This window comes from Sphingomonas sp. SRS2 (genome assembly GCF_000971055.1).
GTDB lineage: Bacteria > Pseudomonadota > Alphaproteobacteria > Sphingomonadales > Sphingomonadaceae > Rhizorhabdus.
In genome coordinates, this window is record NZ_LARW01000077.1 from 41,275 (window position 1) to 66,346 (window position 25,072).

The 25,072-nt window shown below is 62.5% G+C and carries 25 protein-coding genes and 2 pseudogenes; 20 read left to right on the forward strand and 7 right to left on the reverse strand.

The window, feature by feature from the left end; genetic code table 11:
• Window positions 1-249: 249 nt before the first annotated feature.
• The gene (locus WP12_RS26450) at window positions 250-531 is read right to left on the reverse strand and encodes a DUF2274 domain-containing protein (RefSeq protein ID WP_443027859.1); all 282 of its coding nucleotides are present in this window, start codon (window positions 529-531) and stop codon (window positions 250-252) included.
• A gap of 534 nt (window positions 532-1,065) precedes the next feature.
• On the opposite strand from WP12_RS26450, the gene WP12_RS09300 reads away from it, so the two are divergent.
• The 7 genes and pseudogenes from WP12_RS09300 to WP12_RS09325 all read left to right on the forward strand — a co-directional run bounded on the left by WP12_RS09300 (window position 1,066) and on the right by WP12_RS09325 (window position 7,750).
• Entirely contained in the window at window positions 1,066-1,866 is an 801-nt protein-coding gene (locus WP12_RS09300; RefSeq protein ID WP_052730288.1) for an alpha/beta fold hydrolase, read from the forward strand.
• Between the two features lie 13 nt (window positions 1,867-1,879).
• Complete coding sequence (locus tag WP12_RS09305; RefSeq protein ID WP_046193435.1) at window positions 1,880-4,060, forward strand: TonB-dependent receptor; 2,181 nt, start codon at window positions 1,880-1,882, stop codon at window positions 4,058-4,060.
• Between the two features lie 148 nt (window positions 4,061-4,208).
• Window positions 4,209-4,637 carry a hypothetical protein gene (locus WP12_RS09310; RefSeq protein WP_152663937.1) on the forward strand — a complete coding sequence of 143 codons (429 nt, stop codon included), beginning with the start codon at window positions 4,209-4,211 and terminating at the stop codon, window positions 4,635-4,637.
• A 95-nt stretch (window positions 4,638-4,732) separates the two neighbouring features.
• Window positions 4,733-5,482 carry an acyl-CoA dehydrogenase family protein gene (locus tag WP12_RS09315; RefSeq protein ID WP_152663938.1) on the forward strand — a complete coding sequence of 250 codons (750 nt, stop codon included), beginning with the start codon at window positions 4,733-4,735 and terminating at the stop codon, window positions 5,480-5,482.
• A 28-nt stretch (window positions 5,483-5,510) separates the two neighbouring features.
• Window positions 5,511-5,765: pseudogene (locus tag WP12_RS25795) on the forward strand (MaoC/PaaZ C-terminal domain-containing protein); the annotation flags it as partial.
• 103 nt (window positions 5,766-5,868) lie between these two features.
• Complete coding sequence (locus WP12_RS09320; RefSeq protein WP_046193437.1) at window positions 5,869-7,113, forward strand: pyridoxal phosphate-dependent aminotransferase; 1,245 nt, start codon at window positions 5,869-5,871, stop codon at window positions 7,111-7,113.
• A complete protein-coding gene (locus tag WP12_RS09325; protein WP_046193438.1) occupies window positions 7,106-7,750 on the forward strand; it encodes an RraA family protein in 645 nt (214 codons plus the stop codon). The genes WP12_RS09320 and WP12_RS09325 overlap by 8 nt, the downstream gene beginning before the upstream one ends.
• A 75-nt stretch (window positions 7,751-7,825) precedes the next feature.
• On the opposite strand, the gene WP12_RS09330 is transcribed toward WP12_RS09325, so the two are convergent.
• Both WP12_RS09330 and WP12_RS09335 read right to left on the reverse strand, forming a co-directional pair.
• Window positions 7,826-8,710 (reverse strand): crotonase/enoyl-CoA hydratase family protein, encoded by an 885-nt coding sequence (locus tag WP12_RS09330; protein ID WP_046193439.1) that lies wholly within the window; start codon window positions 8,708-8,710, stop codon window positions 7,826-7,828.
• Between the two features lie 48 nt (window positions 8,711-8,758).
• Window positions 8,759-9,778, reverse strand: a complete 1,020-nt coding sequence (locus WP12_RS09335) for a bile acid:sodium symporter family protein (RefSeq protein WP_046193440.1) — start codon at window positions 9,776-9,778, stop codon at window positions 8,759-8,761.
• Window positions 9,779-9,858: 80 nt separating this feature from the next.
• Here WP12_RS09335 and WP12_RS09340 point away from each other — a divergent pair, with 80 nt between their 5' ends.
• Together WP12_RS09340 and WP12_RS09345 are read left to right on the forward strand one after the other, a co-directional pair.
• The gene (locus WP12_RS09340) at window positions 9,859-10,728 is read left to right on the forward strand and encodes a LysR family transcriptional regulator (RefSeq protein ID WP_235399077.1); all 870 of its coding nucleotides are present in this window, start codon (window positions 9,859-9,861) and stop codon (window positions 10,726-10,728) included.
• A 115-nt stretch (window positions 10,729-10,843) separates the two neighbouring features.
• Entirely contained in the window at window positions 10,844-11,953 is a 1,110-nt protein-coding gene (locus tag WP12_RS09345; protein ID WP_160299198.1) for a phosphotransferase, read from the forward strand.
• A 222-nt stretch (window positions 11,954-12,175) separates the two neighbouring features.
• Here WP12_RS09345 and WP12_RS09350 read toward each other — a convergent pair whose 3' ends face one another.
• Window positions 12,176-12,877, reverse strand: coding sequence for a hypothetical protein (locus WP12_RS09350; protein ID WP_160299199.1), 702 nt, complete (start codon window positions 12,875-12,877; stop codon window positions 12,176-12,178).
• A 126-nt stretch (window positions 12,878-13,003) separates the two neighbouring features.
• On the opposite strand from WP12_RS09350, the gene WP12_RS09355 reads away from it, so the two are divergent.
• The 3 genes from WP12_RS09355 to WP12_RS09365 all read left to right on the forward strand — a co-directional run bounded on the left by WP12_RS09355 (window position 13,004) and on the right by WP12_RS09365 (window position 15,965).
• Window positions 13,004-13,732 (forward strand): TetR/AcrR family transcriptional regulator, encoded by a 729-nt coding sequence (locus tag WP12_RS09355; protein WP_160299200.1) that lies wholly within the window; start codon window positions 13,004-13,006, stop codon window positions 13,730-13,732.
• A gap of 209 nt (window positions 13,733-13,941) precedes the next feature.
• On the forward strand, window positions 13,942-14,349 hold the full coding sequence (locus tag WP12_RS09360) for a VOC family protein (RefSeq protein WP_046193444.1): 408 nt from the start codon (window positions 13,942-13,944) through the stop codon (window positions 14,347-14,349).
• A 5-nt stretch (window positions 14,350-14,354) separates the two neighbouring features.
• Window positions 14,355-15,965: a gamma-glutamyltransferase family protein gene (locus WP12_RS09365; RefSeq protein ID WP_046193445.1), complete on the forward strand. Its 1,611-nt coding sequence runs from the start codon at window positions 14,355-14,357 to the stop codon at window positions 15,963-15,965.
• A 46-nt stretch (window positions 15,966-16,011) separates the two neighbouring features.
• On the opposite strand, the gene WP12_RS09370 is transcribed toward WP12_RS09365, so the two are convergent.
• The gene (locus tag WP12_RS09370) at window positions 16,012-16,788 is read right to left on the reverse strand and encodes an ABC transporter permease (RefSeq protein ID WP_046193446.1); all 777 of its coding nucleotides are present in this window, start codon (window positions 16,786-16,788) and stop codon (window positions 16,012-16,014) included.
• Window positions 16,785-17,717, reverse strand: a complete 933-nt coding sequence (locus WP12_RS09375) for an ABC transporter ATP-binding protein (protein WP_046193447.1) — start codon at window positions 17,715-17,717, stop codon at window positions 16,785-16,787. The genes WP12_RS09370 and WP12_RS09375 overlap by 4 nt, the downstream gene beginning before the upstream one ends.
• A gap of 119 nt (window positions 17,718-17,836) precedes the next feature.
• Between WP12_RS09375 and WP12_RS09380 the strand changes: the two genes are divergently transcribed.
• Together WP12_RS09380 and WP12_RS09385 are read left to right on the forward strand one after the other, a co-directional pair.
• Window positions 17,837-18,484, forward strand: a complete 648-nt coding sequence (locus tag WP12_RS09380; protein ID WP_046193520.1) for a TetR/AcrR family transcriptional regulator — start codon at window positions 17,837-17,839, stop codon at window positions 18,482-18,484.
• An 84-nt stretch (window positions 18,485-18,568) separates the two neighbouring features.
• Window positions 18,569-19,066, forward strand: a complete 498-nt coding sequence (locus WP12_RS09385; RefSeq protein WP_046193448.1) for a hypothetical protein — start codon at window positions 18,569-18,571, stop codon at window positions 19,064-19,066.
• A 1-nt stretch (window position 19,067) separates the two neighbouring features.
• On the opposite strand, the gene WP12_RS09390 is transcribed toward WP12_RS09385, so the two are convergent.
• Entirely contained in the window at window positions 19,068-20,348 is a 1,281-nt protein-coding gene (locus WP12_RS09390) for a Xaa-Pro dipeptidase (RefSeq protein ID WP_046193449.1), read from the reverse strand.
• 63 nt (window positions 20,349-20,411) lie between these two features.
• Here WP12_RS09390 and WP12_RS09395 point away from each other — a divergent pair, with 63 nt between their 5' ends.
• The 6 genes and pseudogenes from WP12_RS09395 (at window position 20,412) to WP12_RS09420 (ending at window position 25,072) form a co-directional block, all read left to right on the forward strand.
• Window positions 20,412-20,972: a hypothetical protein gene (locus tag WP12_RS09395; RefSeq protein ID WP_046193521.1), complete on the forward strand. Its 561-nt coding sequence runs from the start codon at window positions 20,412-20,414 to the stop codon at window positions 20,970-20,972.
• A 58-nt stretch (window positions 20,973-21,030) separates the two neighbouring features.
• A complete protein-coding gene (locus WP12_RS09400; protein ID WP_046193450.1) occupies window positions 21,031-21,216 on the forward strand; it encodes a hypothetical protein in 186 nt (61 codons plus the stop codon).
• Window positions 21,217-21,432: 216 nt separating this feature from the next.
• Entirely contained in the window at window positions 21,433-21,690 is a 258-nt protein-coding gene (locus WP12_RS09405; RefSeq protein WP_046193451.1) for a hypothetical protein, read from the forward strand.
• Between the two features lie 306 nt (window positions 21,691-21,996).
• Window positions 21,997-23,447: pseudogene (locus WP12_RS09410) on the forward strand (ATP-binding cassette domain-containing protein).
• Window positions 23,448-23,499: 52 nt separating this feature from the next.
• Complete coding sequence (trhO, locus tag WP12_RS09415) at window positions 23,500-24,444, forward strand: oxygen-dependent tRNA uridine(34) hydroxylase TrhO (protein ID WP_443027860.1); 945 nt, start codon at window positions 23,500-23,502, stop codon at window positions 24,442-24,444.
• Window positions 24,434-25,072 (forward strand): glutathione S-transferase, encoded by a 639-nt coding sequence (locus WP12_RS09420; protein WP_046193453.1) that lies wholly within the window; start codon window positions 24,434-24,436, stop codon window positions 25,070-25,072. The genes trhO and WP12_RS09420 overlap by 11 nt, the downstream gene beginning before the upstream one ends.

Sequence of the window (25,072 nt, forward strand, 5' to 3'; positions counted from 1 at the left end):
TGGCGTTGGGCTTCGCAATGTCGAGGTTCTGGTCGAGGATATTGATCATGCTGCCGGTGGAGATGTGCCCCAACTTCCATCAGGCGCTGGATCACAGACGCGTACGCCTGCTACTCGATCAAATCGGGCAAGGCATAGAGAACAGGTCGACCCAGTTTTCGAAACATCGGGCCGCCTCCGATCACTCGATCGTGCGTGCCTTGACGAAAGAATGATCGCTTAGGGGAAATACGCTGGGCATCGCGAGTATCAGCCCGGGTACCGACTCCTCATGCCATAGCTTGCAGCGTAGGGCAGCGCGTAATCACGCAGCGCTTCATTGAGATCGGGCGTAATCGTGATGGCCAGCTTGATCGGGGTCTGTCCGACAAGCGTGCCAATCTCAGCTTGGGCATGACCTGTTCCTAACCGCGCCACGGCGCGAGAATGATCTCCTTGTGGACGACCAGCCGAATGGTCGCGGCCGGATCGTGATCGTCGGCTGGATATTGAGATGGCCCGACGTGCGTTGATCGCCGGCGCGCGACACATTCTGCTGGGTCGATTCCCTGATCGCCTGGACGAGGTCGCTCTCGCTTGTGACCCTCAGCTGGACCCCACTCCGAGCAGCCTGGACAGGATAGTGCACCACTCTTGAGCAGTGCCCATCTGTGGAAATCTACTTTGCCCTGCAGATCGGCATAACCCGACGCATCGGCCGTCGGCGCGAAACGAGAGGGCTGGTCATCTCGATCGGCCGTCCTGCGGCCTCCGCAGAAAGTTATCTCTCAAAAACTATGGTCGGGCATTGACGATAAGATTCTTTCACGTATCTTATATAAGATAGCTTAGCGGATCTAATAGGGACTCAAGTTGATGTTCGCCGACAGGGTCGATCCATCCACACCGGCCTCGGCCGCCTTGGGGCGGACTGATGGGCTGATGCTATTCGCCGGTATCGCAAAAAGGACCGTGTCGACCTCCCAAGGACGCACGGGACATCCACAACCTTATGATCAGCCGGGTCGCGCAGCTTCGGGACCAAGCGAACCAATGGCAGATTTCCCACTTTCATAGGAGCAAGGAATGGCGACCGTCTCCGTCAAAGGGCGTGACATCGGCTATGAAGAGAGTGGCTCAGGGGAACCACTGATTCTCATTCACGGCGGCCAGTCGGATCGGCACCAGTTCGACCTCTTCCGACCGCTTATGGAGAAGGGAATTCGCGCGATCGCTTATGATCAGCGTGACACCCGTGAAAATCTCTATGAAGGCGCGCCTCCTTATACGACCCGTGACCTGGCTGAAGACTGCGCAAACTTTCTCGACGCGATGGGTCTCTCAAAGGCCCATATCATGGGCACATCCTATGGCGGTTTGATCGCGATGATGACCGCGATACATTTTCCCGAGCGGGTTCAAAGCCTCATCCTCGCGGCGACGACCCCAAGCTTTGCGATGGCGGAACCGGTGGTAACCCAGGCCACGGGTAATCGCGATGCCGCCGCAATCGAGCAATTTTCGCTTCGGCACGTCGGCGGCTCGGATGACGTCGACGCCGATCCGGTAAGGGTGGCCGAGACCAAGGCGGCGATCCGGCCCGGCCCTCCGGAAGCGGTTGCACGTCGAATGTCAGCCGCGCGGCAGCACGAATGCCGCGACGACCTGCATCGCATAACGGCGCCGACACTGGTTCTGCGGGGCGGAGCTGATCCTTTCATCAGCGACGCGACAGCCGCCTGGACCGCCGGCCAGATCGATGGCGCTAAACTCGTGCTCGTGCCCGACGCGGGGCACAGCCTCACCCGGCATCACCGTGCCCAAGTGGCACCGATCGTCTGCGAATTCGTGTTGAACAATAAGATCCGAGGGCACTGCAGCAATTAAAAAGGGGGTAACAATGAGCTACAAATCCGACAAATCGCTTCGTCTACGCGCCTATGCCAATGCATGGCCGATCTGCCTTCCACTGATGATCGTCGCCGCGCCAGCACCCGCCTTTGCCGCAGACGCGCGCGCCGAAAGCGGCCAGAGCGACGATATCGTCGTCACGGCGCGCAAGCGTGAGGAACGCCTCATTGATGTACCGCAGACAGTGCAGGCGATCTCCAGCCAGGAGATCGCGAGGGCAGGTATCGAAAATCTGGAGGATCTCGGCCGCCAGACGACCAACATCACGCTCAACACCCGGTCCGATAATGAACCGAATGTCGTCATCCGGGGCGTAGGCTCATTCGGCAATACCCAGGGCGTCGGCTTCTACTTCGACGATGTCCAGAATTTCACAGACCAGTCGACCAGGCTGGAAGATATTGAGCGGGTGGAAATCCTGAAGGGTCCGCAGGGAACCCTATATGGCGGCAGCAGCATCGGCGGCGCGGTCAAATATGTGCTGCGCCGGCCGAGGATGGACAATTTTTCCGCTGATGGCAGTTTCAGCTACGGCTCGTTCGATACAAAGTCGCTTTTCGGCGCCATCAATGCGCCAGCGTCGGAGACACTCGCTGTCCGTATCTCCGGCTATTTGAGCGACACCGACGGTTGGATCACCAACACGTTCAACGGGAAACCGCTTCGGTCCCGCAAGGAATATGGCACGCGCGTCGCTGCTGTCTGGGCTCCGAGTCCCGATTTCGAAGCTTATTTGTCCTATCGCTTCGGAAAGCTCGAAGGGTCATTCAACGGCCAGGTGCCCGCCAACAGCATCCGTGATTTTCGGCGTACAGCCGCGGTCAACGCCCAGCCCCAGGGTTCGCGAACGACCCATGCAGTAACGCTGCAGCTCAAAGGCTCGGTGGGCGCTGTCGATCTTTTCTCGATTTCGTCTTACGCTCAGGCGCACAAGATATACTTCACCGATATCGACCAGACCACACGCGACCAGACCGAAATCCGCGCTGACTACACGACAAAGGTCTACACTCAGGAACTCCGCGCCCAGTCGAACGGGGACGGTCCACTTGATTGGGTTGCCGGCGCCTATTTTTCACGCGTCGAAGATCGCAATATCAACAACTCCGTCCTCCGGCTCGGAACGGTCCTGCCCGCGCCTCTCAGGGGATTTTATCCCCTAGTGAAAAACAAGATCCCCGAGTTAACCTATGCTGCCTTCGGAGATCTCACGTATAAAACCGGCCCGTTCGCGGTTAGCGTCGGTGGCCGGATCAGCCGAAACGAGGTGTCGGGCACGTATCCGCTCCTTGGCACCCGCAAGGAAGAATCCAACCACACCATCTTCATACCGAAGCTCGGATTGTCCTACGATCTGAAGCCAGACGTGATGGCCTATGCGACCTTTTCTAAGGGTTTCGAACCCGGCCGGGTGAATTCCGGCTCGCTCGCTCCTTTTCAAGGACCTGAGGACGCGATCAGCGTGCCTTTCCGTCCGGAAGTCGCCATGAACTATGAGGTCGGGCTGAAGGGCGCAGCCGCCGACGGCAAACTCGTCTTCGAACTGGCGGCTTTCTACATCAGCACCAAAGACCGGCAAGTCGAAAGCCGCGCGCTGCTGAATAATAGTCCCGTGGAATTCATCACCAACGTCGGCGACTCGAGAAGTTACGGCGTCGAGGGCGGCGCGACTTTGAAGCCGGTGCGCGAACTCACTCTGCGCGCCGGGGCAGGCTATCTCAATGCGAAATGGAAGAACGGGGTCTTCGATCAGCCGACCACCGAGGCTTTCGATCCGCTACCGGTAAAAGGATATCGCATTCAGTATGCGCCATCGTTCTCGGCCAGCGGTAGCGCCGAGTGGCGGCACGAAATGGGCGAGGCCTACGTCCTGTCCCTGCGCGCCGATGCAACCCATACGGGGGCGCTTTACTGGGATGTTTTCAACAAGGGCCGCGCAGATCCCTATACGCTGGTAGGGGCCCGAATCGCATTTGGTGACATCAGCCACAAATGGGAGCTGTCGCTGCGCGCCGACAACATCTTCGATAAGGGCTACTTCACGGAGCTGGGCTTTGGAGCACTTGGTGCCTTTGGGCCTGATGGTACTTGTCCAACGGGATCGCGCTGCCACCAGGGTTATCCTGGCACGCCTCGGAATTTCACCGGCACGCTCAGCCTTTCCTTCTGACGCTTGGCGACGTCCTCCCAACCACGGCGGATTGATGACGATAATGTTTAGCTGGTCCGCAACCAGTCGGAAAATCGGGAATATGTCCTGAGATCGCTGGGGCGCCGACAGAATGTCGGCGTCCCGTTTCTCGCTAGGAAATTTGAATATGGTCAAGAATGTCCTCATCTCGGGTGCTAGCATTGCCGGACCTGCAGCTGCTTTCTGGCTCGCTCGCTCTGGCATGAACGTCACTGTGGTCGAGAAGACGGAAAGCCTTCGCGGAGGTGGTTACCCGATCGATATCCGAGGCAGCGCGATCGAGGTCGTCAAGCGCATGGGTCTCTACGAGCGGCTCAAGCTCAACCATGTCGACACCCGCACCTTAGAGTTCGTCGACGAAAACGGCGAACGCATCGCGATGATGACGCCGGAAGATATCACCGGCGGAGAGCAGGGAAACGACATCGAGATCAGGCGCGGGGACCTTGCGGCCGCTCTATATGAAGCGACGCGCGACACGGTGACCTACAGATTTTCGGATTCCATCGGGATGCACCGGATGCCGCCTGGACCGCGCTGGTTGAAAATGGCCTGACGCGACTGTGGATAAGCGAAACCCATGGCGGGTTCGGTCTATCGCCGGTCGAAGGTTTCGGTCTGGTCAGGCTGGCGGGCGCATATGCGTTGCCGGTGCCAATCGCCGAGACGCTTGTCGCGACCTGGCTGCTGAGCGAAGCCGGGCTTGAACCGCCGCTGGGGAGAAGCAGCATCTTCATCGAGGGCTGGCAGCGCGGCGTGCCGTTCGGCGACAGCGCGGATTATGTCGTTCGAGTCAGGGGGCGATCGCTTTCGTTGCACCGCGGGCCAGTCGCCGGGACCCGTGCCACGGTCGGCGCGGACCCGCTGGCCGCCTCCGACGGCCTTACCGGAGCGGCCATTGCGACGGGTGAGATGCGCCACGACATCGCCCTTCCCCTTGCCGCCCTCACCCGCTCCGCGCAGATATGCGGCGCGCTCGAAGCGGCGTTGACGCTCACCATCGGATTCGCCGAACAGCGTATTCAGTTCGGGCGAGCGCTGTCGAAATTCCAGGCAATCCAGCATCTTCTGTCCGAAATGGGAGCCGAAGTGGCGGCGGCTGGCGCGGCGCTGGACGCCGCAATTCGCACCCTCCAAGCCGGCGCACCGCTCGACCGTCAGGCAGTCGCGGTCGCAAAGATCCGCGCGGGGCTGGCCGCCGGCATTGTCGGCGAACATGCCCACCAGATCCACGGCGCGATCGGCTACACGGAGGAATATGCGCTGGCGCGCCTTACCCGCCGCCTGTGGCAATGGCGCGAGGATTTCGGTGGCGAAAGCTATTGGGCGAACGAATTGGGGCGCGCGGCGCTTTGCGATCAGACGCCGTTATGGCCGAAACTTACGGCCGGGAGTGCATGACGGCGAGCGGTAACATAATTGGCACCGGATCCGGCAGACGATGACCGAAACAGACAATCTGCTGTTCTCGACAATGACGCATAATCCGCACCCCTGCACCTCGACATCAAGGCCGGAGCAGCGGCTTTAGGCAGGTCCTCGTCAACTCCACCTTTACCTTCGCACTGATCGTCGAGCCGTTGGTCGGGGAGACGGCGCTGGGACGCTTATCGCCAGTCTCGGCTTCGATAAGCTGCACCGCAAGCCATCCGCTTCGCCGCTCGAAACGGGTGACTTTCTACGAGTGCCGGACCGAGCCGGCTGTTTCGCGCTACGCATACGACTTGACGTAAGATCCTATTATGTATCTTATCCTCAAGTCGTATGCGTAGTGCTGGGAGAACGGAATGCCGCCGCCTTTGACGATTTCGAACCGGGCCGCAGCGATGAAGCCGTCCGCGAGTATCGCGGCGAAAAAGATCGTCGCTGATCTCCAGGCGGCTGGGCAGAAAATTGTCGATCTGACGATCGGCGAACCCGATATCGCGACCCCTTCCCACATCATCGCCGGCGCGCTCAAGGCGATGCGCGCAGGGGACACGCATTACACGGCATCGGGCGGTCAGCCGGCGCTTCGCCGCGCAATCGCCGAGACGATCAAGCGGGAAAAGGGGCTGGATTGCAGCTCCGACAACGTCGTGGTCGGGAGCGGAGCGAAACAACTGATCTTCGAGGCCTTCGCGGCGACGCTGAATCCGGGCGACGAGGTCGTTATCCCTGCGCCCTATTGGGTGTCTTACCCAGACATCGCCACCCTGCACGGCGGCAGCCCCGTCATTGTCACCTGCGGTCAGGATGTCGGGTTCAAGCTGACCCCGTTGAAACTCGAAGCGGCCATTACGCCGCGCACCCGCTGGCTCGTTCTCAATTCACCGAACAATCCGACCGGCGCAGTCTATTCGCGAGCGGAATTGAACGATCTCGCTGAAGTCCTGCGCCGTCATCCGCATGTCTGGGTGATGACCGACGAGATATACGAATATCTCTGCTATGACGGCGCCCGTGCGCCCAGTCTCGTTGAGGTCGCGCCTTTCCTCTTCGATCGGGCGCTGATGATCAACGGCACGTCGAAGGCCTATGCGATGACCGGCTGGCGCATCGGCTACGCCACCGGCCCCAAGGCGTTGATCGACGTCATCATCAAGATGATCGGACAGAGCACGACCTGCGCCAGTTCGGTCGGTCAGGCAGCGGCACTCGTCGCGCTGATCGGCGACCAGAGCTGTGTTGGCGACGCAGCCGAGATGTATCGGGCGCGACGCGACCACATGCTGAAAATCCTTTCGGAAGCTCCGGGCTTAGCGCTGAATTCGCCGTCGGGCGCTTTCTATCTCTATGTCGACGTCTCGGCTTTGCTGGGCAGGACCTCCCCGGCCGGCAAGCTGATCGAGACCGATCTGGATTTCTCCCTTTATCTGCTGGAGGAGGCCAAGGTGGCGGTGCTCGATGGCGGTGCTTACGGCCTCTCGCCTTACCTTCGCGTGTCATTCGCAGCGTCGCCGGAGGCGGTTGAGGCGGGCAGCAGGTCCATCGTCGAGGCATGTAGGGCGTTGGTCGGGCAAGCGAGCGCATCGGGAGGCATGCATGCATAACGGTCCCCGCACCACTGCCGACCCGGACACGCTCGAAAGCCTAGTCGCGGCGTATAAGCGCAGCTCCACGGCGATCATCAGCGACAATCTCGACCGGCTGCCCGGCGCGATCGACATCCGGCCCTTTCATCGGGTGAAGGAGGTCATGGTCGGTCCCGCCCTGACGGTCCGCGTCGCCGCGGGCGATAACCTGGCTATTCACAAAGCGCTGGATCTCGTGAAGCCAGGCGATGTGGTCGTGGTCGACGGCGATGGCGACGTCAGCCGCGCCCTAGTCGGCGAAATCATGATGACCATCGCGCAGGTACGCGGCGCGGCCGGCTTCGTCATCAATGGCGCAATCCGTGATCTTCATGCCTTCGTGCAATCAGGATTCCCGTGTTTCGCACGTGCCGCCATCCATCGCGGGCCTTTCAAAAACGGGCCCGGCGACATCAACGTTAAGGTATCGATCGGCGGCATGATCGTCGAGCCAGGCGACATCGTTGTTGGTGACGAGGACGGAGTCGTCGCATTTCCGCAAGCAATCGCAGCGGACCTTCTGAAAGCGGTGCACGCCCAGGAGGCCCGGGAAGAGGACATACTGCGCAGCATTCGAGACGGCAGCTATACCGGTGCCTATGGGACAAAGTCCTAGCGGCGGAAGGGAGAGCTAATCGTCTCGCCCGGAACGACCAGCCTTCTCAGTTCGGCGTCGTCCATCGGGTTGGGGTCAGCGGTAAGGCTCTTCCGTCCACCAGGGGAAATAGTCGGGCATGTCGCGGGAGACCTGATCAGGGAAATGCGCAGTGCGTTTTTCAAAGAACGCCGTGACACCCTCGGCCGCATCGTGGCTCTTGCTGCGCGAGAACACACCGCGGCTCTCTACCCGGTGGGCCTCCATCGGGTGGGTCATACCCAAGCCGCGCCACAGCATCTGTCGCGTCAATGCGGTCGACACCGGCGCGGTGTGGTCCACGATTTCACGCGCCAGGGCATGGGCGGCGCCCAACAGATTCTCTGCTGGATGCAGTCGCGAGACGAGCCCGCCCGCCAGGGCTTCGCGCGCGTCGAATATCCGGCCCGTACAACACCATTCCAAAGCCTGGCCAATACCCACGATCCGCGGGAGAAAGTAGGATGAAGCGCCCTCCGGTACGATCCCACGCCGCGCGAAAACGAAGCCGAAGCGCGCTGTGTCGCTCGCCAGTCTGACATCCATCGGCAACAGCATCGTCGCGCCGATACCGATCGCCGGACCATTGACGGCACCGATGATCGGCTTCTTCAGTTCGAACATACGCAGCGTCATACGCCCGCCGCCGTCGCGGATCGTGTCCGAGCTGTAATCGATATCTCCGTTTGGCAGCCGCGGTTCGTCGCCGGAACCGACCCTGAACCCGTCAACGCCGTCGCTGATGTCGGCTCCCGAGCAGAACGCCTTGCCATCGCCCGTAACGATGACGGCACGAACATCGTCATCCTTGTCGACGACGTCGAACGCATCGATCAACTCATGCATCATTTCCGTCGTGTACGCGTTCAAATATCCCGGACGGGACAAGGTGATCGTCGCAACACCGGACGCCACTTCATAGCGGATCGTATTATACGCCATACGCCGTTCATCCTTATAGCCGACACCAAGCTGTTAGCGCATCGGGCTCTATTGCGTTGCCGGGGCTCCGGGCTGGCGCGTAACGGCATCAGGTGTGCCCTGTTGATCGGCCTTGGCGCCATAGCGTCTGGCCAGCACGGCGCAGACGATCAGCTGGATCTGATGAAACAGCATCAACGGCAGCAGAACGAGGCTCAGTTGCGGCCCGGGGAAAAGCAGGCTCGCAATCGGCAGGCCGCTGGCGAGCGACTTCTTCGATCCACAGAATTGGAGGACGATGCGATCCTCGACGGAAAGCGACAACGGGCGCCTTCCGATAAAGTCGGTCAGGATCAGGACAATCGCCAGCAGAAGCGTCAAGATGCCCATCAGGATCAGCAGATGTGAAATGCTCACTCCGCCCCAGACATTTTCCACCGTCCCTTTCGAAAAGGCGACATAGATGATCAGCAGGATCGAGCCACGATCCGCATAGCCCAAAACCTGTTTGTGGCGCTGAATCCATTCGCCGATCCACGGCCGAACGAGTTGGCCTACCAGAAATGGCGCGAGAAGTTGCAACATGATGTCGCGGAACACATCGAAAGACAGGGTGACCCCGCTGGTCTGAAACAGCCAGCCGACCAGCAGCGGACTGATGAAAACACCCAATATGTTCGACAGCGATGCGGCGCACAGCGCAGCCGCGACGTTGCCCCGTGCAATTGATGTAAATGCGATCGACGACTGCACCGTCGACGGCATCAGGCTCAAGACCACTACCCCGACCAGAAGGGCATGGGGCAGCATGCCGGCCATGATGTGACTGAAACCGACCCCGAGGAGGGGAAAGAGCGCAAAAGTGCACAGTAGAACCGCAATCTGCAGCTTCCATTGGATGAGCCCCGCAACCGCTGCTTTTGGCGACAGTCGCGTGCCATAGAGAAAGAACAGGAAGGCGATCGCGACGTCTGCTGTCGTCGCGGCGATCGTTGCGCCTCTTCCGTAGACGGGCGCCACCGCCGCCACGACGATCGTGGCCACCATGAGTGCGATATATGGATCCAGCAACTTCAGCATCTTCTTCATGCCGTTTATTGTTCCATCAAAAGCTCGTAATTGTAAATGTCGATAGCCCACATTACTGTTATCATGTTATGGAATAACCAATGGTGCTTGACCCGGTCTGGTTGCAGAGCTTCGTCGCAGTGGCGCGCACGCTTAATTTCACGCTGGCGGGTGCAAGTCTGAATTTGCGGCAATCGACAGTGAGTGAGCATGTCAGGAAATTGGAAGCTTCCTGCGGAGCGCGGCTGTTCATCCGCGACACGCACTCGGTAAGACTGACGTCCGACGGCGAAGCGATGGTGGGCTTTGCTCGCTCGATCCTGGATACCAATGATCGGGCCCTGCGTCATTTTTCGCGCGCCGAAATAAGCGGGTCGGTGCGTTTGGGAGTGACCGAGGACGTCGTGCTGGCGGGATTGCCCGAGCTCCTGCGACGATTCAAGGGAGAGCATCCTCGCGTCAGTTTGGAACTGATCATCGGACTGAGCGAAAATCTGCGTCAATCACTGGAACTTGGCATGCTCGACCTCGCGTTCATCAAGCGAAGGTCCGGCGAGACGCAGGGCGAACTCGTCTGGCGGGAGCCGTTGATCTGGATCGCCGAGTCAGGCTTCATCTTGGACACCGCGCAACCGGTTCCACTGATTGTGTTGACGCCCCCCGCGATCACCCGGACGGCTGCACTGATGGCGCTGGAGAGCGTCGGCAGCAATTGGCAGGTGGTCTGCACTAGCGAAACCCAGAGCGGTATCCATGCCGCCCTCGCCGCAGGTCTTGGCGTCGCGCCACATGCGCGGTCACTCGTCCCTCCCGGTTTGGCGGAAATCGCTTCCAATGACCTGCCGCCGCTCGGGGATGTCGAGTTCGTGGTGCTGGCCGGCAGGCAGGGGCACCGCAATCCGGCACGCGCCCTTGTCGATGCGATCAAGCAGAATGGCTGGCTGCTGCGCCGAACAGGTGCCCGGAGCTGACATGCCGGACCGGTACGATGTTCGGCGGCGCGGTCGCAGCGTGCCAAGCCATGCAGCGGAACATATCATCGACACATCCGCGTCGGCGGCGCAGGAGATTCGCCTGCCGGGTCTGATGCCCTTCGCCAGCGACCAGGAAGCGCGCGAAGTCATCGATCTCGTTACCGAGGTTCTGAACGATGCGTTTGCTGGCATCCGGAGGCACATGCCCAACGGCATAACGCTTGCGATGCTGAGTGGAGGGCGCAGCGGAGCGTATATATTCAAGGCCGCACTGCTAGCCGAAGACGATCAAACATCCGGCGGTTTTTCAGCGGTGGTGAAAATCGCGCCGCTCGGCGCCGGAATTTCGGAAAAGGCGAACTATGATCAGTTCGTCCGCCCTTTTCTGCCAACCGCTTGTCGGCCCGAACTATACGGCTTCGCCACGGCGCATGATCGCGCCGCGCTTTGCTATTCGTTCTTGGGGGACGGCGACAAAGCGGAAACGCTGACCGACCGCCTTGCCGCCGGAGATCTCGCGTCCCTCGATTCCGTCCTATCTTCGCTTTTCGAGACGCTGCACCGATGCTGGTACGGTGCAGGCCAGGCGCAGGCTGAGACGGATCTGGCCCACTATTATCTGGCGCGCTATTTCAGGGATTCAGGGTCGGCGACAGCAGCCGAGACCGTGCTGTTCGGCTATGCTGCGCGATATTTCGGTGCGCGACGATGCGTCCAAGGATATCGGATCGGCGACACCGTGTTCCGACCCATTTGCGAGACACTGTTCGCTGGTCACGCCGCTCGTACCTATACGAGCTGCGTTCTTCACGGTGATCTGAACTCGGACAACATCATCCTCCGCCGCGGTCGCAAACTGGCGGGGTTGGTCGATTTCCAGCGAACCGGCCGCGGACATGTCTTCCACGATCTTGTGGCTATCGAACTGAGCGTACGGATAAACGATCCGTCAGATGCATCGTTCGACGACATTTTGGAGATAGAGCGGCTGATCGCACTCGGTGAACAATGCGTGCGTTCACACCCCTATGCAGCGGCGATATTCAGTATCCGCGATACCGCGCTCCGACTTTTTGATCTGGATGCGGTGCCTTCGACATATCAATTCGCCGTCGCCAGCATCGGCCTGCGGTTGATGAAGGCGATCGATCTCTCCGACGCGGCGCGCGCCAGAATCACAGCGAGCGTGCTATGGAGCGCAAGGAGCCTGACAGAACACTGAAGCGCCGATGTTCAGCGGCCAATGCAACCGTCCAACGGCTCCTTTTTACCGGTAGCCGCAGGCTAGGATAAGGAAGGGCGGGCCGCGCAGCCACAACGATGTTCAAACCCGCGGCTCCAACGAAACACTCTTCAAGAGCGTCGATTCCGAATGCACGCACAGGTGTTTCGCGACGTCCACATGACGCAGAAGCCGGACATCGTCGGGTAAAGATGCGCGCGCCTATTCCTTCGTCCAATATTGTCTTGCGTCGCCGTTGAAGTCGGGATCGCCAGCCAAATAGAAAGCATCCCATTTCGGACCGTTAGACAGCTCCCAATGCTCGACGGCGATGCCGTCTTCAAAGCGCCATGCGCCCATTCCGATGCGCTCCCAGACATGGTCGCCGCGCGTCGTGCGGGAGCGGAAGTGGAGGATACCATAGGTGTCATCTGCCAGGATCTGGTGGACCTCTATGATCGACACGTCGCCACCATCGCTTAGCGAGGCGCGACGGCGACTGTAGGCCTTCATGAATGCCATGTCGCCTGTCACGGCCAGCCGTACGCCCCCTGTATGAATGATGAGATCCGGCGACATCCGCGCCATATGCTTGGCGATATGTGCAGCGTGACGATGGTCGCGTTCCTCAGCAGTCAGACTTGCATCCGCGGCATCGCCTCCCGGGCTCACATTGTAGATTTCGGCTAGCCAGAGCGCATTGGGGTGATCAGCTGTCAGCATAACAATCCTTGATTTCAATATGTTGCGAATGCTCGCCCCTGCTGTGCGGGCATGGTCGGTGGTCCGCTCAGGCGGTAAATTGTCGGCAAAAAACCCGGGGGTCGCCTCTCCGTCCACGCCGAAAGGCAACAGCTTGGTGAGATCGCGATGAGCCTGGCGCGGCAAAGCATTCCTACCCATTGCCCAGGCAATGTCGGGCAAGACATAAGAACTTCCAATCACGACCTAACGCCCCATCAGTGCACCTCGATCAGCAAGTCTCCAGGGCGGTCCAGCGAGGAGGAGCCCGGCCTCCCTCACCGCCTTTGGCGGGCATTCAAGCCAGACTTGCTCTTCGCTACCGGAGCGCTATTCTTAGCGATAAGAGATGTTAATGCATCTTATTTTTTTCGTCAACTAGGATGCAAGATGAGTCTTGAAGGGACGACGAAGCAGGGCGAGGAGCAGGGACGGGGCGTCAAAACACGACGGCGCGGTGCCGAGCTCGAAGATGCGCTGCTGGATGCGGCGTGGACGGAACTGCTTCGAGGAGGCTATTCTGCCTTCACGATCGAAGGCGTGGCGCTGCAGGCGCAGACCAGCCGACCGGTCATCGCGCGGCGCTGGCCCAACCGTGGCGATCTCGCACTGGCGGCGTTCAAGCATCATATCGAGCGCAAGCCGCTTACTGTCCCGGACGAAAGCGACATCCGCACCGAACTCATTCAGTATATCGTCGAACTTTACGAGCGTGATTTCCCCGTCGTGATGATGATGTGGACCCAGATGGACGAATATTATCGCGAGGAATCGTCCTCGCCTGCGCGTTTTCGCGAGACCTTGCTCGCAGGGCGCGTGTCGGCTGTCAGGTTCTTGTTAGAGCGGGCGGCCCGACGCGGTGAGATCGATACGGGCAAGCTCACGCAGATGGTCATCTCAATTCCCGCCGCATTTCTCGCCTTCATTGCGGCAACGCAAGCGAACATCGATATCCGCGGAGCTGTGGAAGAAATGATCGACACGGTTTTCCTTCCGCTGATCGCATCGAAAAAATACCTCCGCGCCCGACAAATCTAACTGTCTGCGAAGCGCTTGGCCGCGCTAACCACCATCGCGGACGTCGATTTATCAGGTTGGCGCGGATGACGCGCTGATCGGTCGCGGCTCGCCCGTAAACGATTCTCGATGCGATCGTCCGAATTTAAATACCCGCACGCCGAGGCTTGACGATAAGATCGTTAAAAGTATCTTATATCGATATTGTCTTGAGCTGGGTGAGAAAGAGAATGCCACCACTTCGACTGGATCATGTCACGCTCTCGAGCGGGTGCATCGATGATACGATCGCTTTTTACGGCGACATTCTCGCTTTGCGGCCCGGCCACCGCCCTCCGCTCGAGGCAAATGGGGTTCCTGTTCCCGGCGCATGGCTTTATGCCGAGGGTGGCGACTATCCGATCCTGCATATAATCGATCGCGAGCCCGTCGAGGGCCCCACCGGGGCCTTCCATCATTTTGCCTTTCGAGGCACGGGGTTGCTCGCTTTCCTCGATCATCTCCGCAGCCATGCGGTTGAATTCAAGGCGGCGCCTGTCGCCGACACCGCCGATACGCAGGTTCATTTCTTCGACCCAAACGGCGTCAAGATCGAGATGATCTTCGCCGAGCGCGCCGATCCGTCGGCGCTGAACTGACCCCGATGGTCAATTCCCCGAACCTCCCGCTCGACTTTGCTCAGCCATATCCGTCCCGACGCGTGCCGGCGATGGGCCGCGCCGCCATTGCCACCTCGCATCACCTCGCCTCGATCGCCGGCATGGATATGCTGGCCAAGGGCGGAAATGCTGTAGACGCTATCGTCGCCGCAGCGATGACGCTGACCGTCGTCGAACCCACCGGATGCGGTATCGGCGGCGACGGCTTCGCTATTTTGTGGGATGGCAAGGAACTGCACGGTCTCAACGGATCTGGCCGGTCGCCTGCCGCATGGACCCCCGAATATTTCGCCGGGCTTGCCGCTTTGCCGGAACGCGGCTGGGGCTCGGTCACTGTGCCCGGCGTGGTATCGAGTTGGATCGCACTATGGGAGCGGTTTGGCTCGCTGCCGCTCGAGACGATCGGCGAGCCCGCCATTCGATATGCGCGGGACGGCTTCCAAGTCACCCCGACCATCGCCGGCCTCTGGGCGAATGGCGGCAAAACGCTGAAAAACCAACCTGGTTTCGCGCAATGCTTCCTACCCGCCGGCCGCGCGCCGCGCGCGGGAGAGCTGTTTCGCTCCTCGGCCCACGCTGCGACGCTGGAAGCGATTGTGGCGACACGGGGCGAAGCCTTTTATCGCGGGGACTTGGCCGAGCGCATCGTCGCCCACGGTCAGGCGCATGGCGCGGCGCTCAGCTTGGCCGATCTCGCTGAACATCGCGCGGAATGGGTGGGTACGATCTCACAACGCTTCGCCAACGGCGTCGTGCACGAACTGCCGCCAGCAAATCAGGGCTTAGCGACGTTGATCGGTCTCGGCATATTGGAGGCGGCAGGCTGGCAGCCGTCGACTCCCGACGATCCGCATCAGCTGCACTTCGCTATCGAAGCGACCAAACTCGCCCTGGCGGACATCTATCGCCACCTGGCGGATGTCGACTCCATGCCATTCGCGCCCGAGGCATTGCTCGAACCCGCCTATTTGCGGGAGCGGGCAAAGCTGATCGATCCCGATCGCGCGGGCGATCCAGCATTTGGTGAACCGCGACCCGGTGGCACTGTCTGCTTGGCTGCTGCAGATGATCGTGGGATGATGGTGTCGTTCATCCAATCCAACTACAAGGGTTTCGGATCGGGCGTGGTTGTACCCGACACCGGCATCGCGCTCCACAATCGCGGCATCGGCTTTACGCTCGAACCGGGCCATGCGAATCAGGTTGCGCCGCGTAAACTGCCTTTCCACACGATCATCCCGGGCTTCGCAATGGACCTGAACGGTGAACCGCTAATGGCGTTCGGCGTCATGGGCGGGCCGATCCAGGCACAGGCTCATTTACAGATCGCGTTGCGCATCCTCGGCTATGGCCAGAATCCGCAAGCCGCCGCAGATGCGCCGCGCTGGCGGATCGATACGGGGCGCAGGATCGGCATCGAGCCTGGGACCGATCCGGCACTGATCGCTTATCTTCAAGCGCGCGGGCACGAGGTCGTCTCTGAAGAACTGGATTCGACTTTTTCATTTGGCGGCGCGCAGATCATTCTCAGGACCCCTGACGGTTATGTGGCCGGCTCGGACCCTCGCAAGGATGGGCTGGCCCTCGCACGCTGAACTGCTTCTCTTGGCAGATCGTGACGACCGGTCGCGGCGCGACCGCTCACGCCTTCAGGCGGTACCCCGTCCGGAAGATCAGCCATACCAGCAGCAGGCACAGGCCGAGGAACAGGACCGTCATCGCCAGGCTGATCCGCATGTCGACATCGGCGGTGCCGAAGAAGGTCCAGCGGCAGCCGTTGACCAGATAGACGATCGGATTGAACAGCGTCAGGGTCCGCCACGGCTGCGGCAGCATGTCGATCGAGTAGAAGACCCCGCCCAGGAAGGTGAGCGGCGTCACCACGAGCATGGGGATGACCTGGAGCTGCTCGAATCCCTTGGCCCAGATGCCGACGATGAAGCCGAACAGGCAGAAGGTCGTCGCCACCAGCATGAGATAGCCGAGCATCAGAAAGGGGTGGGCGATCTGCACGTCGATGAACAGATTGGCGGTCGCGAGGATCACCAGCGCCACCGTCATCGCCTTCGTTGCGGCCGCGCCGACATAGCCGAGCACAGTCTCGAAGGCGGATAGCGGCGCCGAGAGCAGCTCATAGATCGTGCCGGTGAAGCGCGGCATGTGGATGCCGAACGACGCGTTGAAGATGCTTTCGGTGAACAGCGACAGCATCATCAGGCCGGGCACGATGAAGGCGCCGTAATCGACCCCGCCGATCGCACCCATCCGCGATCCGATCGCCGATCCGAAGACGATGAAATAGAGCGACGTGGTGATCGCCGGCACGGCGAGCCCGGTCCACAGCGTTCGCTTGAAGCGATGCATCTCGAACCGGTAGATCGCCCAGACGCCGCGGGCGTTGAAACGTTTCACGCTCATGCTGCGTCCCGCTCGCTGACCAGGCTGACGAAGATATCCTCGAGCGAGCTCTGGCTGGTGTTGAGATCGGTGAAGCCGATGCCGAGGTCGCGCATGCGCGCCAGCAGCGACGGTATGCCGGTCCGTTCCGCCCTGGCGTCGAACCGGTAGCGCAGCTGGCGTCCGCCGTCCTCGATTTCGAGCTGCCAGTCGGACAGTTCGGCGGGCAGCGCCGTCAGCGGTTCGACAAGGTTCAAGGTCAGTTCCTTCCTGCCAAGCTTCTTCATCAGTTCGTTCTTGCTCTCGACGAGGATCAGCTTGCCCCGGCTGATCACGCCGACCCGATCGGCCATTTCCTCGGCTTCCTCGATATAATGGGTGGTGAGGATGATGGTGACGCCGCTGTCGCGCAGCCGGCCGACCAGTTCCCACATATCGCGCCGCAGCTCGACATCGACACCCGCGGTCGGCTCGTCGAGGAACAATATCTGGGGCTCGTGCGACAGCGCCTTGGCGATCATCACACGGCGTTTCATGCCGCCCGACAATTCCTTGATCTTGGTGTCGCGCTTGTCCCACAACGACAGGTCGCGCAGCAGCTTCTCGACAAAGGCCGGGTTGGGCGGCCGGCCGAACAGTCCTCGGCTGAAGGCAACCGTCGCGCGGACCGATTCGAAGGCGTCGGTATGCAGCTCCTGCGGCACCAGCCCGATCATCGACCGCGCGGCGCGATAGTCGCGCACGATATCATGCCCATCGACGCTCACCGTGCCGCCACTGGCGTTGACGATGCCGCAGACGATGCTGATCAGCGTCGTCTTGCCCGCGCCGTTCGGCCCGAGCAGCGCGAATATCTCGCCGCGTTCGATATCGAGGCTGACCGTGTCGAGCGCCCGGAAGCCGGAGGCATAGCTTTTCTCCAGTCCTGAAATGGAGATGATCGGCGTCATGCTGTCCCTCGTCGTGAAGCGGCTTGGGACCGATGTAGTCGAGACGGGTGGCCGAGCGGAAGGGCTATCGGCCGCGCCGCATGTGGACGGAGCGCCGCCCGCATGCCAATAGCCGGACTATGGCCGAACCGACGCCCAAGGCACCGATCGATACACCCTTCCCGAGCAAGGCCGATCGCCAGCGCGAGCGGGAGGCGAAACGCCAGGCGGTGTTGCTGGCGGCGGTGCGGATGTTCAACGAACGTGGCTTTCGCGAAACCTCGCTCGACGATGTGGCGGCGAGCCTCGGCGTCACCAAGCCCGTCCTATACCATTATTACGGCAACAAGGATCAAATCCTGTTCGCTTGCGTCGACGCGGGACTCGCCCAGCTCCGGCCGGCCGCGGCGCGCGCGCGGGCGTTGCCCGGCACCGGGCTCGACCGGCTCAAGGCCTTTCTGATCGACTATGCCGCGATCAACATGACCGATTTCGGGCGCATATTCGTGCTCACCCGGCCCGAGGCGCTCAGCGCCGAAAGCGGCGCGCGGTTACGCGACTTCAAGCGTGAGATCGACGGAAATCTGCGCGAGCTGATCGCCGGCGCGGCGGCCGACGGGTCGGCGGTGGTCGGCGACGTCAAGCTCACCGCCTTTGCGCTGGCCGGCGCGCTGAACTGGCCCGCGCGGTGGTTTCAGGAGAATGGCGAGCACAGCGCGCCCGATGTCGCGCGCGCGCTTGTCGGGACGCTCTGCGCCGGCCTGGAGCCCCGCCCCGGCGGAGCCTGAGCGTCCCGATCGTTACGCCCGTGACCGGATCGTTCCGATAGGCTATGATGCCTCCGGGCGCATCATCCGAAGGGGAGCGTTGCGATGATCTTGGGTCTTTCGATACCGGCCTTCACCCAGCTTCACGTCATCATCAGCCTGATCGCGATTGCATCGGGGCTGGTCTGGCTTGTCGCGCTGACGCGGGGCCGCTGGCTGCCGCGCACCAACCTGGTCTTTCTGGTGACGACCATCCTCACCAGCATCACCGGCTTCATGTTTCCATTGGCGGCTGTCACCCCCGCGGTAATCACCGGCGTCGTCTCGCTGGCCGTGCTTGCGGTTTCGGTGGCGGCGATCGGGCCGTTCAAGCGGCACGGCGTCTGGAACGGCATCTACGCCCTCACCGCCGCCATCGCGCTGTGGCTGAACTGCTTCGTGCTGGTGGTGCAGTCCTTCCTCAAGATCGGCCCGCTCAACGCGCTCGCGCCGACCCAGACCGAACCGGCCTTCGCCGCCGCGCAGGGGCTGGTGCTCGTCGCGTTGGTGCTGCTCGGTTTCCTGGGCGTGAGACGATCGCGGACGGCGGTCGCGTCAGCCTGAGTTACCGCACCAGCTTGCCGCCCTTCATGACGTGATCGACGGATTCGAGCGCGGTGATGTCAGCCAGCGGATCGGTCTTTACCGCAATCATGTCGGCATAGCGGCCGGGCGCGACGGCGCCGACGTCGGCGGACCAGCCGAGCAGGTCGGCGGCCGTGACCGTAGCCGACCGGATCGCCTGCATCGGCGTCATCCCGTAGCGGATCATATATTTGAACTGGCGCGCATTGATGCCGTGCGGATAGACTCCGGCGTCGGTGCCGAAGGTCAGCTTGACGCCGGCCTTCACCGCCTTGCGGAATCCTTCGCGCTGGGCGTCGGTGGTCTCGCGGTTCTTGCGGATATAGCCCTCGGGCCAGCCCTCCTTGACACCGATCTCCTCGATATAGTCGCCGTTGAAGATATCCATGTCGAGGAACACGCCCTTCGCCTTCGCCAGCGCGATGCCCTCGTCGTCGATCAGCGAGGCATGTTCGATCGATCGCGCCCCGGCGCGGATCGCGGCCTTGATCCCCTCCGCGCCATGGGCGTGCGCCGTCACCCAGCTGCGATTTGCCTTCGCGGTTTCGACCGCCGCGCGCATCTCCTCGTCGCCCAGTTCGCGGGTGCCGGGCTCGGTTCCCTCGGCCAGCACCGCGCCCGTTGCGATCAGCTTGATCGAGTCGACCCCGCGCTGGAACAGATAATTGACCTTGAGCCGCGCCTCGCCGGCATCGCGGACCACGCCGACGCGCATGTCGGCGGGCACCGTCACGTCGGGAGCAAAGCCGGTCACTTCGCCGCCGCCGCCCGGCACGGTGATATAGGCCCCGACCACACTCATCCGCGGTCCCTCGACATCGCCCCGGTTGATCGCATCGCGCAATTCAACATCGCTGAACGCACGATAGCAGCCGACATCATGGACGGTGGTGAAGCCGGCATGCAGGGTGACGCGGGCGTGACGCGCGCCGATATAGGCTATCTCCTGCTGGCTGTGCAGCAGCGGCTCGGCGACATTGCCGGTCATGCTCATGTCGGCGAGATGGGTGTGCATGTCGATCAGCCCCGGCAGCACGGTGAAGCCCGACCAGTCGAGCAGCGGCGATCCGGCGGGGGGCGTGGCGAAGGGCGTTATCGCGGTGACACGGCCGTCGTCGATCCGGATCAGCCGGTCGGCCAGCACCGTCCCCGCCTCGACATCGATCAGCTTTCCGGCGCGGACATAGCTGGTCTCGGCTGCCGCTGGAGACAGCGCGGACAGGAGCCCCGCCGCCAGCAGCGCGATCGATCGGCTCGCCATGTTCGTACCTCCAGCTTTCAGTCGGTGCTTTTCATTCCCGAATATTTCCCGCTAGGAAAGGCCGTGCCGAAAATCGCTTCACATCTCGCCGCGCTCGCGCTGGTCCTCGCCGGTCCGGCACTGGCCGCACCTGCCGGCGGCAACGACAGCGTACCTGCCAACCAGACGGCGGCGGCGAACGAGTCCGCGCCCGCGGAATCCGGCGGGCTCAAGTCGGTGGGGCAGAGCGCCGGGCGGATTGCGTCGCAGCCGGCCAAGGATGTCGGTGTCGCGCGGACCACCATTCCGCCCGCGTTGATCGCGGCAGCCGAGAACCCCTATAGCCTGAAGGGCATCAAGACCTGCCGCGACATATCGGTCGCCTTCCGCGCGATGACCGACGTGATCGGGCCTGATTTCAAGGTGGGCGACGCCAGGAAGGAAAACCGGGCAGGCAAGCTGGCCGAGGCGGGCGGACAGACGGTGGTGAACTCGTTGATTCCGTTTCGCGGCCTGGTCCGCGAGGTCACAGGCGCCGCCCCCGCGCAGCGACGCCTCAACCGCGCCATCGACGCCGGTTACGCGCGGCGCGGTTTCCTGCGCGGCATCCACCAGACACGGAAGTGCAAGACGAAGCTCTTTTAGCTAGCGGCGGCCCGCTAACACGCTAAGCTCCCTGTCCAAGCATAGGGAGAGGAAATCCATGCTCGTCATGTTCGTCGGCAGCGATCGGGTCGAAACCGCGATCAACGCGTCTCAAGTGACCTTCATCTCGTCAGTGACCGACGGCACCCGCATCCGCTTTGGCGAGGGCCGCAGCATCACCGTCACCGAGCCGATGGCGGAGGTGGTCGAGAAGCTCAACCAGGGGCTACGCCCCCACGAATAGCAGCTTCGGCTTTCCCCGCATTTGCTGATCCCATCCGGTTTTCACCGGGGCCTGATGCCGGGCGGTCATTCTTTGTTAGGAAAGCTGTGATAGAGATCACAATAGCGGAAAGTGGGTTTGCGCGCCGTTAACCGCGCTCCTCAACATCGCATATACCCGCTGGCGGGATAATCGTCCCGGGCCCGACATGATCGGGCCTGAGACGAGGATATCGCCATGAAGCGGCTTTCGATGTTGGTCTGTTTGTTGTCGATGCCGGCCAGCGGCTGGGCTCAGGGACTTCCGTTCGACTTCGATCCCGAACCCGTCGCGATCGAGGCGGTCCAGTCTTCCCCAATCGCCTCCACGCGGCGTGACGAGGCGAACGGTACCCGGCCGGTCCGCTATGCCGCGCGCAACGTGCGCATGGTCAACGGCACTTCGCCGATGGCGGCGGAGCTGGACATGAGCCGATTGCCGGACGCGGAGCGCTAGTCTTCCCGTCACCCGGCGCACGCCGGGCCGACGGTCGGGGACGTGGTTGCCCCAAGCCTCTGAACTCCCTATTTATTACCCTCCACGCACGGGAGGCCGACATGAACCAGGACCGGAGCAGCATCACCAGCCTCCCCCTCATGGTCCGGATCAATCATGTCCTCGCTTCTCACTTTCGACAGAATCTCGCTCGCTGCGCCTGACGGCCGGCGGCTTTTCTCAGAGCTGACCCTCGCCGTCGGCCGCGAGCGCGTCGGCGTGGTCGGCCGCAACGGCGCCGGAAAATCTACCTTGCTGCGTGCGATCATGGGCGAGATACGGCCTGTCGCCGGCAGCATGTCCTTGTCCGGCACGGTCGGCACGCTGCGTCAGGCGAGCGGCATCGCCGATGGCTCTGCCGCCGATCTGCTCGGCGTCGCTCCGGCGCTCGCGCTGCTCGACCGCATCGATCGCGGCGAGGGGACGGCGGACGATTTCGACGCCGCCGACTGGCTGCTGCCCGCGCGGATCGAGGCGGCGCTGGCCGAGGTCGAACTGGACGCGCCCGATCTCCAGCGGTCGCTCGCCAGCTATAGCGGCGGCGAGCGGATGCGGCTGGCGCTGGCCCGGCTGTCGCTCGACGCGCCCGACCTCATCCTGCTCGACGAGCCGACCAACGACCTCGATCGCGCCGGGCGGGCGATGGTGGCGAAGCTCGTCGCCGGCTGGCGCGGCGGGGTGCTGATTGCCAGCCATGACCGCGATCTCCTCGAACAGGTCGGTCATATCGTCGAACTGTCGTCCGTCAGGGTGATGCATCATGGCGGCGGCTGGTCGACCTTCGCCGAGGCGCGCGCGGCCGAACGGGCGCGGGCGGCGCAGGCGCTCGACGATGCGAAGGCCGACGCCCGCGCCACAAGGCGCGAGGCCCAGGTCGCGCGTGAGCGGCAGGCGCGCCGCGATTCCGCCGGGCGCGCCTTCGCCGCCTCGGGCAGCGCGCCGAAGATCCTGCTCGGCGGGATGAAGCGCCGGGCCGAGGCGACCGCGGGCAAGGCCGAGCGCATGGCGGCCGACATGATCGACGCCACCGGCGAGGCGCTGGCCGATGCGGCGCGCAACATCGAACGGGTGACGCCGCTCTCGATCGAACTGCCGCCTACCGGCCTGCCCGTCGGGCGCATCGCCCTTATGCTGGAGCATGTCGTCCTCGATCTGGGCGGACGGACGATGTTCGGGCCGATCGACCTGGCCGTGCAGGGCCCCGAGCGTATCCGCGTCACTGGTCCCAACGGCGCGGGCAAGAGCAGCCTGCTCAAGCTGATCAGCGGAACGATCGAGCCGACGACAGGCATGATCCCCGGAACGTGGCGATCGCCTATCTCGATCAGCATGTCGGCCTGCTCGACGATCGGTGCTCGCTGCTCGACAATCTGCGCCGCCATCAACCGGTGCTGACCGACAACGAAGCCTATGCCGCGCTGGCGCGCTTCGCCTTTCGCAATGCCGATGCGTTGCGCATCGCGGGTGGACTGTCGGGCGGCGAACGGCTGCGTGCGGGTCTGGCCTGCGTCATGTCCGCCGCCGCGCCGCCGCAACTGCTGCTGCTCGACGAGCTGACCAACCATCTCGACATCGCCAGCATCGAGATATTGGAGGGCGCGCTCGCCGGTTATGACGGCGCGCTGGTCGTCGTCAGCCATGACGAGGCGTTCGTCGCGGCGCTGGGGATCGAACGGACGATCGCGATCGACAGCATCGCGCGCGCCTCCGCAGGATGAGTGGTTTAAGTCTGAGCCCGTCTGGACTAAATGGCTGGCCACCATGACCGACATGCCGATCTGCGTCGCCGCGCTCTACCAATTCACCCGCTTCGCCGACTGCGAGGCCGTCCGCGGTCCGCTGGCAAAGCTGTGCTGCGGGCAGGGCGTGAAGGGCACGCTGCTGATCGCACGCGAGGGGGTCAACGGCACGATCGCCGGCAGCGATGCGGCGATCGATGCGGTGCTCGCCCATCTCCGCACCCTGCCGGGCTGCGCCGATCTCGAGGTCAAGCTGTCGCGCGCCGCGGCGATGCCCTTCCACCGCATGAAGGTTCGCATCAAGCGCGAGATCGTCACGATGGGCGAACCCGACATCGATCCGCTGACCGGTGTCGGCCATTATGTCGCGCCAGAGGACTGGAACGCGCTGATCGCCGAACCGGGGACGATCCTGATCGACACGCGCAACGATTATGAGGTTGCGGTGGGCAGCTTCGCGGGTGCGATCGACCCGCGAACCAGGAGCTTCCGCGACTTTCCGGCATGGTTTCGCGAACATCGCGACGAACTGCTGGGGCAGGGCGCACCGCCCAAGATCGCAATGTTCTGTACTGGCGGGATACGGTGCGAGAAATCCACCGCCTTCCTCAAGGCCGAAGGGCTCGACCAGGTCTATCATCTCAAGGGCGGCATCCTGAAATATCTGGAAACCGTACCGGTCGAGCAAAGCCGCTGGGACGGTGAATGTTTCGTGTTCGATCAGCGGGTCAGCGTCGGCCATGGTCTGACGCCCGGCACGTACGAACTCTGCCATGCCTGCCGCATGCCGGTAAACGCGGCGGATCGCACGTCGCCGCTCTATGTCGAGGGGGTGAGTTGCCCGGCCTGTCACGCCGATCGCAGCGACGCGCAGCGCGAGGGCTATGCCGAACGCCACCGGCAGGAACGGCTCGCCGCCGAACGCGGCGCGACGCATGTCGGCGCAACCCTGGCGCGCCATCGCGATGAGCGCTGAAGACCTGCGCCCGATCCTCTACAGCTTCCGTCGCTGTCCCTATGCGATGCGGGCGCGGCTCGCGCTGCTGGCGAGCGGCACGGTCTGCGAGATCCGCGAGGTCAAGCTGTCGGCCAAGCCCGCCGAACTGGCCGCGGCGTCACCCAAGGCCACCGTGCCGGTGCTGGTGCTGGCGGACGGCCGGGTGATCGACCAGAGTCTCGACATCATGCGCTGGGCGCTAAGCCGCAACGATCCGGAGGGCTGGCTCACGCGTGCCGACGAGGCGCTGATCGCGACCAATGACGGTCCGTTCAAACACCATCTCGACCGCTACAAATATCCCCACCGCCACCAGAGCGATCCCGCCGAGCATCGCGCCGCCGGTCTGGCGATGCTCGAAACGCTCGAAAGCCGGCTTGAAGCGAGCTCCTGCCTGAGTGGCGCGGCGCGCGGCATCACCGACGCCGCGATATTCCCTTTCATCCGCCAGTTTGCTGAACCCGACCGCCTATGGTTCGACGCTCAAAAGCTCCCGCGCCTCCACGCCTGGCTGGTGGCTCATCTCGCCTGGCCGCTGTTCGAAACTGCGATGGTGCGGCTGGACCCATGGCGGACGGACGACGCGCCAAGGCTGTTTCCGGGCTGA

Bases quoted from the DNA above. Each gene is read 5' to 3' on its own strand.
- WP12_RS26450 (WP_443027859.1), bottom strand. From the start codon at position 531: ATGTGTCGCGCGCCGGCGATCAACGCACGTCGGGCCATCTCAATATCC.
- WP12_RS09300 (WP_052730288.1), top strand. From the start codon at position 1,066: ATGGCGACCGTCTCCGTCAAAGGGCGTGACATCGGCTATGAAGAGAGT.
- WP12_RS09305 (WP_046193435.1), top strand. From the start codon at position 1,880: ATGAGCTACAAATCCGACAAATCGCTTCGTCTACGCGCCTATGCCAAT.
- WP12_RS09310 (WP_152663937.1), top strand. From the start codon at position 4,209: ATGGTCAAGAATGTCCTCATCTCGGGTGCTAGCATTGCCGGACCTGCA.
- WP12_RS09320 (WP_046193437.1), top strand. From the start codon at position 5,869: ATGCCGCCGCCTTTGACGATTTCGAACCGGGCCGCAGCGATGAAGCCG.
- WP12_RS09325 (WP_046193438.1), top strand. From the start codon at position 7,106: ATGCATAACGGTCCCCGCACCACTGCCGACCCGGACACGCTCGAAAGC.
- WP12_RS09330 (WP_046193439.1), bottom strand. From the start codon at position 8,710: ATGGCGTATAATACGATCCGCTATGAAGTGGCGTCCGGTGTTGCGACG.
- WP12_RS09335 (WP_046193440.1), bottom strand. From the start codon at position 9,778: ATGAAGAAGATGCTGAAGTTGCTGGATCCATATATCGCACTCATGGTG.
- WP12_RS09340 (WP_235399077.1), top strand. From the start codon at position 9,859: ATGGTGCTTGACCCGGTCTGGTTGCAGAGCTTCGTCGCAGTGGCGCGC.
- WP12_RS09345 (WP_160299198.1), top strand. From the start codon at position 10,844: ATGCCCTTCGCCAGCGACCAGGAAGCGCGCGAAGTCATCGATCTCGTT.
- WP12_RS09360 (WP_046193444.1), top strand. From the start codon at position 13,942: ATGCCACCACTTCGACTGGATCATGTCACGCTCTCGAGCGGGTGCATC.
- WP12_RS09365 (WP_046193445.1), top strand. From the start codon at position 14,355: ATGGTCAATTCCCCGAACCTCCCGCTCGACTTTGCTCAGCCATATCCG.
- WP12_RS09370 (WP_046193446.1), bottom strand. From the start codon at position 16,788: ATGAGCGTGAAACGTTTCAACGCCCGCGGCGTCTGGGCGATCTACCGG.
- WP12_RS09375 (WP_046193447.1), bottom strand. From the start codon at position 17,717: ATGACGCCGATCATCTCCATTTCAGGACTGGAGAAAAGCTATGCCTCC.
- WP12_RS09380 (WP_046193520.1), top strand. From the start codon at position 17,837: ATGGCCGAACCGACGCCCAAGGCACCGATCGATACACCCTTCCCGAGC.
- WP12_RS09385 (WP_046193448.1), top strand. From the start codon at position 18,569: ATGATCTTGGGTCTTTCGATACCGGCCTTCACCCAGCTTCACGTCATC.
- WP12_RS09390 (WP_046193449.1), bottom strand. From the start codon at position 20,348: ATGGCGAGCCGATCGATCGCGCTGCTGGCGGCGGGGCTCCTGTCCGCG.
- WP12_RS09400 (WP_046193450.1), top strand. From the start codon at position 21,031: ATGCTCGTCATGTTCGTCGGCAGCGATCGGGTCGAAACCGCGATCAAC.
- WP12_RS09405 (WP_046193451.1), top strand. From the start codon at position 21,433: ATGAAGCGGCTTTCGATGTTGGTCTGTTTGTTGTCGATGCCGGCCAGC.
- trhO (WP_443027860.1), top strand. From the start codon at position 23,500: ATGCCGATCTGCGTCGCCGCGCTCTACCAATTCACCCGCTTCGCCGAC.
- WP12_RS09420 (WP_046193453.1), top strand. From the start codon at position 24,434: ATGAGCGCTGAAGACCTGCGCCCGATCCTCTACAGCTTCCGTCGCTGT.